At 58.7% G+C, this 10,761-nt stretch carries 10 protein-coding genes; 9 read left to right on the forward strand and 1 reads right to left on the reverse strand.

Annotation, left to right across the window (positions count from 1 at the left end):
• Nucleotides 1–59: 59 nt before the first annotated feature.
• From V0R60_RS22910 to V0R60_RS22935, 6 genes are all read left to right on the forward strand, one after another.
• Complete coding sequence (locus V0R60_RS22910; RefSeq protein WP_136477924.1) at nucleotides 60–1,322, forward strand: ABC transporter substrate-binding protein; 1,263 nt, start codon at nucleotides 60–62, stop codon at nucleotides 1,320–1,322.
• Between the two features lie 57 nt (nucleotides 1,323–1,379).
• Nucleotides 1,380–2,288 (forward strand): carbohydrate ABC transporter permease, encoded by a 909-nt coding sequence (locus tag V0R60_RS22915; RefSeq protein WP_136477923.1) that lies wholly within the window; start codon nucleotides 1,380–1,382, stop codon nucleotides 2,286–2,288.
• Nucleotides 2,281–3,126, forward strand: a complete 846-nt coding sequence (locus tag V0R60_RS22920) for a carbohydrate ABC transporter permease (RefSeq protein ID WP_136477922.1) — start codon at nucleotides 2,281–2,283, stop codon at nucleotides 3,124–3,126. Before V0R60_RS22915 ends, V0R60_RS22920 begins: the two co-directional genes overlap by 8 nt.
• A 5-nt stretch (nucleotides 3,127–3,131) precedes the next feature.
• Nucleotides 3,132–4,289: an ABC transporter ATP-binding protein gene (locus V0R60_RS22925; RefSeq protein ID WP_330080732.1), complete on the forward strand. Its 1,158-nt coding sequence runs from the start codon at nucleotides 3,132–3,134 to the stop codon at nucleotides 4,287–4,289.
• A 54-nt stretch (nucleotides 4,290–4,343) separates the two neighbouring features.
• A complete protein-coding gene (locus V0R60_RS22930) occupies nucleotides 4,344–5,690 on the forward strand; it encodes a carbohydrate porin (RefSeq protein WP_136477920.1) in 1,347 nt (448 codons plus the stop codon).
• A gap of 117 nt (nucleotides 5,691–5,807) precedes the next feature.
• Complete coding sequence (locus V0R60_RS22935; RefSeq protein ID WP_330080733.1) at nucleotides 5,808–6,662, forward strand: D-hexose-6-phosphate mutarotase; 855 nt, start codon at nucleotides 5,808–5,810, stop codon at nucleotides 6,660–6,662.
• On the opposite strand, the gene hexR is transcribed toward V0R60_RS22935, so the two are convergent.
• Nucleotides 6,655–7,515: a DNA-binding transcriptional regulator HexR gene (gene hexR, locus V0R60_RS22940; protein ID WP_330080739.1), complete on the reverse strand. Its 861-nt coding sequence runs from the start codon at nucleotides 7,513–7,515 to the stop codon at nucleotides 6,655–6,657. The genes V0R60_RS22935 and hexR overlap by 8 nt on opposite strands.
• Before the next feature lie 215 nt (nucleotides 7,516–7,730).
• Here hexR and zwf point away from each other — a divergent pair, with 215 nt between their 5' ends.
• The 3 genes from zwf to V0R60_RS22955 are packed head-to-tail and all read left to right on the forward strand — an operon-like array spanning nucleotide 7,731 to nucleotide 10,592.
• On the forward strand, nucleotides 7,731–9,200 hold the full coding sequence (gene zwf / locus V0R60_RS22945) for a glucose-6-phosphate dehydrogenase (RefSeq protein WP_330080734.1): 1,470 nt from the start codon (nucleotides 7,731–7,733) through the stop codon (nucleotides 9,198–9,200).
• Entirely contained in the window at nucleotides 9,187–9,900 is a 714-nt protein-coding gene (gene pgl, locus V0R60_RS22950) for a 6-phosphogluconolactonase (RefSeq protein ID WP_330080735.1), read from the forward strand. Before zwf ends, pgl begins: the two co-directional genes overlap by 14 nt.
• A 17-nt stretch (nucleotides 9,901–9,917) precedes the next feature.
• The gene (locus tag V0R60_RS22955; protein ID WP_203476246.1) at nucleotides 9,918–10,592 is read left to right on the forward strand and encodes a bifunctional 4-hydroxy-2-oxoglutarate aldolase/2-dehydro-3-deoxy-phosphogluconate aldolase; all 675 of its coding nucleotides are present in this window, start codon (nucleotides 9,918–9,920) and stop codon (nucleotides 10,590–10,592) included.
• The last annotated feature ends 169 nt before the right edge of the window (nucleotides 10,593–10,761 follow it).

A 10,761-nucleotide genomic window follows, 5' to 3' on the forward strand; every position in this document is an offset into this window, starting at 1 on the left:
CCAGGCAAGCGCAAGCACCCTGACTTGCACCTGCATAACAACAAGAAAAGGTTTTGCCCATGAATGCGATCAATCGCCTCGCCGCTGTCGTTGCTCTTGCCTCCTTGTTGCCCTTGAACGCCATGGCCGCTGACAACGGTACCGTGGAGGTGCTGCACTGGTGGACTTCTGGCGGTGAAGCCAAGGCCGTTGAAACCCTCAAGGCACAGGTGGAAAAAGACGGTTTCATCTGGAAGGACAATGCCGTCGCCGGTGGCGGTGGTGCGGCGGCCATGACAGTGCTCAAAACCCGGGCCATTTCCGGTAACCCGCCAGCTGCTGCACAGATCAAAGGACCGGACATTCAGGAATGGGGCGCGCTGGGTCTGCTTACCGAGCTCGACGATGTCGCCAAGGCCAACAACTGGGATGCCCTGTTGCCGCAGAAAGTCGCGCAGATCATGAAGTACGATGGCCACTTCGTGGCAGTGCCGGTGAACATCCATCGGGTCAACTGGTTGTGGATCAATCCGGAGGTTTTCGCCAAGGCCGGGGCGAAGGTCCCGACCACGCTCGATGAGCTCTTCGCTGCTGCCGACAAGCTCAAGGCCGCCGGTTTTATCCCCTTGGCCCATGGCGGTCAGCCGTGGCAGGACAGCACTGTGTTCGAGGACATTGCCCTGAGTATCCTCGGTCCCAAGGGTTATCGCGCGGCGTTCGTCGAACTCGACCAAGACACCCTCACCGGAACGCAGATGGTTGAGGTGTTCAAGACCCTGCAGCGCCTGGGCACCTACATGGACCCCAATCGCGCCGGTCGTGACTGGAACATCGCCGCCGCCGAAGTCATCAACGGCAAGGCTGGCATGCAGATCATGGGTGACTGGGCGAAAAGCGAATGGACTGCCGCCGGCAAAGTCGCCGGCAAGGACTACCAATGTGTGGCCTTTCCGGGCACCCAAGGCAGCTTCGCCTACAACATCGACTCCCTGGCGATGTTCAAGCTCAAGAACGAAAACGACATCAACGCCCAGAACGACTTGGCAAAAGTCGCTCTTGAGCCGCAGTTCCAGACAGTGTTCAACCAGAACAAAGGTTCGCTGCCGGTGCGCCAGGACATGGACATGAGCCAGTTCGACGCTTGCACGCAGAAGTCCGCGGTGGACTTCAAGGAGGCCGAGAAAGGCGATGGCCTGCAACCGAGCATGGCCCACAACATGGCCACGACCCTGGCGGTGCAGGGGGCAATCTTCGACGTGGTGACCAACTTCCTCAATGACCCGAAAGCGGATCCCGCAACGGCGGTCAAGCAGCTTGACTCGGCGATCAAGTCGGCCAAGTGAATTCCTGTGGGAGCGGGCTCGCCCCGCGTTGACCCTCACCTCACTCGAGAGTCTCTGATGAGCACTGTTGCCATATTCAACAAGGCCTCGCCTGTCGATGCCTTGCAGCGCTGGCTGCCCAAGCTGGTACTGGCGCCAAGTATGCTGATTGTCCTGGTGGGCTTCTACGGCTACATCCTCTGGACCTTCATTCTGTCCTTTACCAATTCCAGCTTCATGCCCAGCTACAAGTGGGTTGGTCTGGCGCAATACGCCCGGCTGATGGAAAACGATCGTTGGTGGGTGGCAAGCAAGAACCTGATGGTGTTCGGCGGCATGTTCATCGCGATCACTCTGGCGATCGGCGTGCTGCTGGCGGTGTTGCTGGACCAGCGCATTCGCCGGGAAGGCTTTATCCGTACCGTCTACTTGTACCCCATGGCACTGTCGATGATCGTTACCGGTACAGCCTGGAAGTGGCTGCTCAACCCAGGGCTGGGCCTGGACAAGATGTTGCGCGACTGGGGCTGGGAAGGCTTTCGCCTGGACTGGCTGGTCGACCCTGACCGGGTTGTCTATTGCTTGGTAATAGCAGCAGTATGGCAGGCCTCGGGTTTTGTCATGGCGCTGTTTCTGGCTGGGCTTCGCGGCGTCGATCAGTCGATTGTTCGCGCCGCCCAGGTCGATGGTGCCAGCCTGCCGAGTATCTACCTGCGCATCGTGCTGCCCAGCCTGCGTCCAGTTTTCTTCAGCGCGGTGATGATTCTTGCGCACATCGCCATCAAGAGCTTCGACCTGGTCGCCGCCATGACCGCAGGCGGCCCTGGGTATGCCTCCGACTTGCCGGCAATGTTCATGTATTCCTTCACCTTCAGCCGCGGGCAGATGGGGATGGGCTCGGCCAGTGCGATGCTGATGCTTGGCGCGATCCTGGCCGTTCTGGTGCCCTACCTGTATTCGGAACTGAGGAGCAAGCGCCATGACTAGATCCCTGGCTGCGCGAACCTTCAGCTTCAGCCGAATGGCCATCTACTCGACACTGTTGCTGGCTTGCCTGCTTTACCTGATTCCATTGATTGCCATGCTGTTGACCAGCTTCAAATCAGTGGATGACATCCGTACCGGTAACTTGTTGAGTTGGCCCGAGGCAATCACTGCAATCGGCTGGATCAAGGCCTGGGACATCGTCGGCGGTTACTTTTGGAATTCGCTGAAGATCACCGTTCCGGCGGTGCTGATCTCGACCTTGCTCGGCGCGCTCAACGGCTATGTCCTGTCGATGTGGCGCTTTCGTGGGTCGCAACTGTTCTTCGGGCTGTTGCTGTTCGGCTGCTTCCTGCCGTTCCAGACGGTATTGCTGCCTGCCTCCTTTACCCTCGGCAAACTTGGCTTGGCCAGTACCACCACCGGCCTTGTTCTGGTGCATATCGTCTACGGCCTGGCGTTCACCACGCTGTTTTTCCGCAACTACTACTGCAGTGTGCCGAGTGCCTTGGTGCAGGCCGCACGGTTGGACGGGGCAGGCTTCTTCACCATCTTCGGACGCATCCTGTTGCCGATGTCGGTGCCGATCATCATGGTCTGCCTGATCTGGCAGTTCACCCAGATCTGGAACGACTTTCTTTTCGGTGTGGTATTCGCCAGCGGCGATGCGCAACCGATCACTGTAGCCCTGAACAATCTGGTCAACACCAGCACCGGGGCCAAGGAATATAACGTCGACATGGCGGCGGCGATGATCGCCGGGTTACCGACCCTGTTGGTCTATGTGCTGGCTGGCAAGTATTTCCTGCGCGGGCTTACGGCCGGCGCGGTCAAGGGGTAAACACTATGGCAACACTGGAACTGCGCAACGTCAACAAGACATACGGCAGTGGATTGCCGGATACCCTCAAGCATATCGACCTGTCGATCGAATCAGGCGAGTTCCTGATTCTGGTCGGGCCTTCCGGGTGCGGCAAGTCGACCCTGATGAACTGTATTGCCGGACTTGAACAGATCAGCGGCGGGGCGATTCTGCTCGACGATACCGATATTAGCGGGGTGAGCCCCAAGGACCGCGATATCGCCATGGTCTTTCAGTCCTATGCGCTGTACCCGACCATGAATGTGCGTGACAACATCGCCTTCGGCCTGAAGATGCGCAAGATGCCTGCGGCGGCCATCGATGACGAGGTCGCCCGGGTTGCTAAATTGCTGCAGATCGAGCACCTGCTGACACGTAAGCCTGGCCAGCTCTCTGGGGGGCAGCAGCAGCGCGTGGCCATGGGAAGGGCATTGGCCCGGCGGCCGAAGATCTATCTGTTCGACGAGCCGCTATCCAACCTCGACGCCAAGTTGCGGGTGGAGATGCGCACCGAGATCAAGCTGATGCATCAGCGCCTCAAGACCACCACGGTATACGTCACCCACGATCAGATCGAAGCGATGACCCTGGGTGACAAAGTGGCGGTGATGAAGGATGGCTTGATTCAGCAATTCGGCACCCCGCAACAGATCTATAGCGATCCGGCCAATCTGTTTGTGGCCAGCTTCATTGGTTCGCCACCGATGAACTTCGTGCGTGTAGGTTTGCAGCACAAGGATGGCCGCTTGCAGGCAACGCTCGACAGTGGTCAGGCCCGCTGCGAGCTACCGTTGGGTATCAGTGATGCGAGTCTTGATCAGCGTGAAGTGATTCTTGGCATTCGTCCCGAGCAGATCAGCCTGGCGCCTGCGCAGGGAAATGGTTTGCCGAGTATTCACGCCGAGGTGCAGATTACCGAACCCACCGGCCCCGACCTGTTGGCCTTCGTCACCCTCAACCAGACCAAGGTTTGCTGTCGATTGGCACCGGATGTGTCGGTGCGGGTTGGCGACACGCTCAAGCTCCAGTTCGATCCTGCACGGGTGCTGTTGTTCGATGCTGTCAGCGGCGAACGCCTTGGTGTGAACGTTGCTCCGTCAAGCGTGACCAAAGACAACGTAGCGCAATTCAAGGGCCGTTGAATTCGTTGTAAGCCGTATGAACCCATCAAGAACAATAAAATGAGGAAACAAAGGATGGATCACTTCAAACGCATCAAGCCGTTGGGGGCGCTGACCCTGCTGGCTGCCCTTGGGCTCAGCGGTGCGGCGCAAGCGGCTGGCGCTTTTGCCCCGGAATCGAAATGGATGAGCGGCGATTGGGGCGGTAAGCGTACCGAGCTGCTGGAGAAGGGCTACGACTTTACCCTGGACTACGTGGGCGAGGTGGCGGGTAACCTCAACGGTGGCTACAACAACGACAAGACGGCCCGCTACAGCGATCAATTTGCCTTGGGCGCGCACCTGGACCTGGAGAAAATTCTCGGCTGGCACGATGCTGAGTTCAAACTGGCAGTTACCGAGCGCAGTGGGCGTAACCTGTCCAACGATCGTATCAGCGACCCGCGGGCTGGGCAGTTCAGTTCGGTGCAGGAGGTCTGGGGGCGCGGTCAGACCTGGCGCCTGACGCAAATGTGGGTCAAGCAAAAGTACTTCGATGGCGCCCTGGATGTGAAAGTCGGCCGTTTCGGTGAGGGCGAGGACTTCAACAGCTTCCCTTGCGACTTCCAGAACCTGGCGTTCTGCGGTTCGCAGGTCGGCAACTGGGTCGGCGGCATCTGGTACAACTGGCCCGTCAGCCAGTGGGCAATGCGGGTGAAATACAACCTCACTCCGGAGTTTTTCGCGCAGGTCGGGGTGTACGAGCAGAATCCTTCCAATCTTGAGACCGGCAATGGTTTCAAGCTCAGCGGCAGCGGCACCAAGGGAATGATCCTGCCGGTGGAGTTGGTGTGGTCGCCGAGGCTCAACGAGCTGCCGGGCGAATATCGTTTGGGTTATTACTACAGTACGGCCAAGGCGGACGATGTCTTCGATGATGTCAACGGCCAGCCCCAGGCGGTTACTGGCAATGACTTCAAGTCGCACTCCAGCAAGCATGGTTGGTGGGTCGTGGCTCAACAGCAGGTGACAGCTCATAACGGCGATGCCAGTCGTGGCTTGAGCCTGTTTGCCAACTTCACCGTGCATGACAAGGCCACCAACGTTGTCGATAACTACCAACAGCTCGGCATGGTCTACAAAGGCCCGTTCGACGCGCGCCCCAAGGATGACATCGGTTTTGGTGTGGCGCGGATTCATGTCAATGACGACGTCAAGGACCGCGCCGAACTGCTCAACCAACAGAGCGGCATCAGCGATTACGACAATCCGAACTTTGTGCCGATTCAGAAGACCGAGTACAACGCCGAGCTGTATTACGGCTTTCATGTGACCAACTGGCTGACCGTGCGCCCCAACCTGCAGTACATCAAGCGTCCGGGTGGGGTAGACGAAGTAGATAACGCGCTGGTCGCCGGCTTGAAGATTCAGTCGTCGTTCTGAGGAAATATGTTGTAAATTTACGAGCTGATCGCGGCCCGAGTCCGTCTCCACCCTATACGCAGGGGGGGGCGGGCAGGCCTAGCGGTACGCTCCTCACTAACAACAAGAGTTCCAGACATGCCCGAGCACCCGCTACAACGCTTCTTCACCTCACAGAGGCCGAGGCCGACCTTTGAGTGGGAGCGTTATCAGCAGCGCGATGTGCTGATCATCGATCATCCCCAGTGCCAGGCTGCGTTCAGCCGCCAGGGCGCGCAGTTGTTGCACTTCCAGCCCACAAGTGAGCGCCCGTGGCTCTGGTGCGCGGCGCAATGGCCGCAGGTGGGGGCCATCCGCGGGGGTGTGCCGGTGTGCTGGCCCTGGTACGGTCGTCATCCCAGTGAAGATATGTGGCCAGCCCACGGTTGGGCGCGTTTGCTCGACTGGAAGTTGATCGACAGCAGCGAGGACGAAGAAGGTGTGGCGCTCACGTGGCGTTTGCAACTATGCGACTGGCAGGTCGACCTGTCGGCCAGGTTGGGCAAAGGCATGGAGTTGCAACTGAGCACGTCGCATCAGGACAGTCAGCCGTGTCAATTGAGTCATGCTCTGCTGGCTTACTGGTGTATTAGTGACGTTGCCGAGATAGCGCTATCTGGGCTAGAAAACATTGACGGTTATGACCGTTTGAACCGTCAGGCCTGTCGCCAGAAAGGTGCCTTGAAGGTCCATGGCGGCTGTCAGCGCGTGTTTCCCAATGCGGTGAATGTGCAGTTGCACGATTCAGCTTGGCAGCGGCAGCTGAGTATCGATACCGGCGATAGCGAAAACACAATCGTCTGGCATCCGGGCAATCGGCCTCTATTGGGCGTCAGCAGCAGTGAAACCCTGGGCTTCGTCTGTGTCGAGGCCGCCAGTGGCAGCAGCGACAGCCTTAGTCTTGCCCCAGGCGAACAGGCTCACCTGCGTTTGCAGGCGCAATTGTTCAGTTGAGTTCGTCGTCGATCGGGTAGCGGCTGGCGTTGAGGCTTTCCTTGATTTTGCGCAGGTGCGGCTGGAAGTCCACGCCCCGACGCAATGTCATGCCGGTAGCCAGAACGTCGAGCACTGTCAGTTGGATGATGCGTGAGGTCATCGGCATGTAAATATCGGTGTCTTCTGGCAGCGGTATGTTCAGGCTCAGGCTGCTGGCTTTGGCCAGGGGCGAATCGGCAGCGGTCAAGCCAAGCACCGAGGCGCCGTTTTCCCGGGCCAGGCGTGCAACCTCGACGAGCTCACGGGTGCGCCCGGTGTAGGAGATGATCACGAACAGCTCGCCGGTGTGAGCCACCGAGGCCAGCATGCGCTGCATCAACACATCGGCGTGGGCCGACACGGCCAGGTTGAAGCGAAAAAACTTGTGCTGAGCGTCCAGTGCCACCGGAGCGGACGCACCGAGGCCGAAGAAATGGATCTGCCGGGCCTGGATCAGCAAGTCTACGGCGCGGCTGACCAGTTGTGGATCAAGTTGTTGGCAGGCGCTGTCCAACGAGGCGATGGCGCTGCCGAAGATTTTCTGAGTGTAGGAGGCCGGATCATCATCGGCTTCAACTGCTCGGCTGACGTAGGCAGCGCCGCTGGCCAGGCTCTGGGCCAGTTGCAGTTTGAGCTCGGGGTAGCCGCTGACGCCGAACGAGCGGCAAAAGCGATTTACGGTCGGCTCGCTGACCTTGGCAGCCTGGGCAAGGGCGGCAATGCTGAAACGGGTGGCTTGTTGAGGGTTGAGCAGGATGACTTCGGCGACTTTGCGCTCAGCCTTGTTCAGTTCTTCGAGGCGGCCCTGGATCTGCTCCAGGAGGTTTCGCACGCGGTCCATGGGTATGTGTCCTTGGGTCGATGAGGCGGCCCGTGCTGGGAGCAGTGGGCTTTTGAAGCGGTGGCCTATCGTACTGATGGCATGGGTGGCACACCACTCGAATCTATTCGTGGCGCAAAATGTTATGGTTTTTACTACATTATTCCTTGAAAACTCGGATTGAAACCGGTATTTCTACGTCAACTTGATAAAAGAACCAACATATCATGGCATCGATCAGCGTTGAACCTTGCACCTTTGCCCTGTTTGGCGCCCTTGGGGACCTGGCGTTGCGCAAGCTGTTTCCGGCGCTTTATCAGCTTGATCGCGCCGACTTGCTGCATGCTGACACCCGCGTGCTGGCGCTTGCCCGCGAACCGGGCAGCGTTGCTGAGCACCTGGCGACAATCGAAAGCCATCTGCGAGAGTTCGTCCCGCAAGATCAGGTCGAAATCCTGGCGTTGCAGCGTTTCTTGGTGCGCTTGAGCTACGTGCATGTGGACTTCTTCAAGGCCGAGGACTATCAAGCGCTGGCCAGCCAGGTTGGTGATGATAACCAGCTGATTGCTTATTTCGCGACGCCAGCGGCAGTTTATGGTGGTATCTGCGAGAACCTCGACAAAGCCGGACTCAGTGCGCGCACCCGCGTTGTGCTGGAAAAGCCCATCGGCCATGACCTGGACTCTTCACGCCGGGTGAATGACGCGGTGGCCCAGTACTTCCCGGAGGACCGCGTCTACCGTATCGACCATTACCTGGGCAAGGAAACCGTTCAGAACCTTATAGCCCTGCGTTTTGCCAACAGCCTGTTCGAAACTCAGTGGAATCAGAACTCGATTTCCCACGTTGAAATTACCGTGGCGGAAAAAGTCGGAATCGAGGGGCGCTGGGGCTATTTCGACAAGGCCGGGCAACTGCGTGACATGATCCAGAATCACTTGCTGCAGCTGCTATGCCTGATTGCCATGGATCCGCCAAGCGACCTTTCTGCCGACAGCATCCGCAATGAGAAGGTCAAGGTACTCAAGGCCCTGGCACCGATCACTGGCGAAGGCCTGAGCACGCATGTGGTGCGCGGCCAATACATTGCAGGCTACAGCGAAGGCAGGTCGGTGCCCGGCTATCTGGAGGAAGATAACGCCAATGCCCAGAGCGATACCGAAACCTTCGTCGCCTTGCGGGCGGATATCCGCAACTGGCGTTGGGCTGGCGTGCCTTTTTATCTGCGCACCGGCAAGCGCATGCCGCAGAAGCTCTCGCAGATCGTCATCCATTTCAAGGAAACACCGCACTACATCTTCGCCCCGGAACAGCGCTTGCAGATCGGTAACAAACTGATCATTCGCCTACAGCCGGACGAAGGTATTTCGCTGCGGGTGATGACCAAGGAGCAGGGGCTGGACAAGGGCATGCAACTGCGCAGTGGCCCGTTGCAGCTGAATTTTTCCGACACCTGGCGTAGCGCCAGGATCCCTGATGCCTACGAACGCTTGTTGCTGGAAGTGATGCGCGGCAATCAGAACCTGTTTGTGCGTAAAGATGAAATCGAATACGCGTGGAAATGGTGTGATCAGCTTATCGCTGGTTGGAAGCGCAGCGGTGAAGCGCCCAAGCCCTATGCCGCAGGCTCCTGGGGGCCGATGAGTTCAATTGCATTGATTACCCGTGATGGGAGGTCTTGGTATGGCGATATCTGAATTGCAACTGCCTGAGGGCGTGACGGCGCATGACTTCAATAGCGCTGCACAGTTGGCCGAAGGGCTGGCCAAGGATGTAGCAGGGCGCTTGAATACCGCGATAGCGGCTAACGGCCAGGCTACGTTGGTGGTGTCCGGTGGGCGTAGCCCGGTGGCATTTTTTTCGGCGCTAATTCAGCAGCCGCTGGACTGGTCGAAAGTGCTGGTGACTTTGGCCGACGAGCGCTGGGTGCCGGTCGAGCATGCCGACAGCAATGCGGGTCTGCTTAAACGTCACTTATTGACCGGCAAGGCTGCCAAGGCGCGCTTCCTCAACTTATACCGCGCCGCTGGCAACCTTGAGGCCGCAGCGTTGGACGCTGACAAGGCCCTGGCCGAGCTGCCCGGGATCGATGTGCTGGTACTGGGGATGGGGGATGACGGGCATACCGCTTCACTGTTCCCCAACAGTCCGAATCTGGCCGAGGGCCTTGACCCGCAAAGCAGTCGCCGTTGCCTGCCGATGCTGGCGCCAAGTGTTCCTCATCAACGCCTGAGCATGACCCGTGCGCTGCTGGCCAGTGCCGAATTTACCGCCTTGTCCGTGCAAGGGTCGGGCAAACTCGCTACCCTGCGCGCCGCCTTGCAGGGCACAGACATCGCCGAAATGCCGATTCGTGCTTTTCTTCAAGACCCTCTGGATATTTACTGGTGCCCATGAACCAAGGATCCGCCGTTATGACCACGCATGAACTGAAACAGCCGGGAATTTCGATGACCGACAAGATTGCCCGGATCGATCAGATATGCACCCAGGCGCGCATTCTGCCGGTAATCACCATTGCCCGCGAAGAAGACATCCTGCCATTGGCCGATGCCTTGGCTGCCGGTGGCATCAAGACCCTGGAAGTGACCCTGCGTTCGGAGCATGGCTTGAAGGCCATCAAGGTACTGAGCGAACAGCGCCCTGAGCTGTGCGTGGGTGCCGGCACAGTGCTCGACCGCAACATGTTTGCTGCGGTCCAGGCTGCTGGTGCTCAGTTCGTGGTAACCCCGGGTATTACCCAGGACATTCTCCAGGCGGGCGTGGAAAGTGACATTCCGTTATTGCCAGGTATCAGCACCCCGTCGGAAATCATGATGGGTTACACCCTGGGTTACCGACGCTTCAAGCTGTTTCCCGCAGAGATCAGCGGCGGTGTAGCGGCGATCAAGGCGTTTGCCGGCCCGTTTGGCGATGTACGTTTCTGCCCAACCGGTGGGGTCAACCCAGGAAATGTCAAAAGCTACATAACGCTACCCAATGTGATGTGCGTGGGTGGCACCTGGATGCTCGACAGTGGTTGGATCAAGAACCGCGACTGGGCGCGCGTCCAGGCTTGTAGTGCCGAGGCACTGGCGCTGCTGGATTGAACTGAATCGTTGTGTGCTGTACGGCTTATGGGGGCGCTTGGTCGGCGCCCCCCTTTTTTTGGTTCTTCACGAAATCCCAGGGGCATGATCTTTGGGCTGGGCTGGGCTGGGCTGGGCTGGGCTGGGATTTGAGGCTGTGAGCTTATCCATTCGATGCGGCGGCGCTGTT

It is taken from the genome of Pseudomonas auratipiscis, assembly GCF_036324085.1.
Classification (GTDB): Bacteria; Pseudomonadota; Gammaproteobacteria; order Pseudomonadales; family Pseudomonadaceae; genus Aquipseudomonas; species Aquipseudomonas auratipiscis.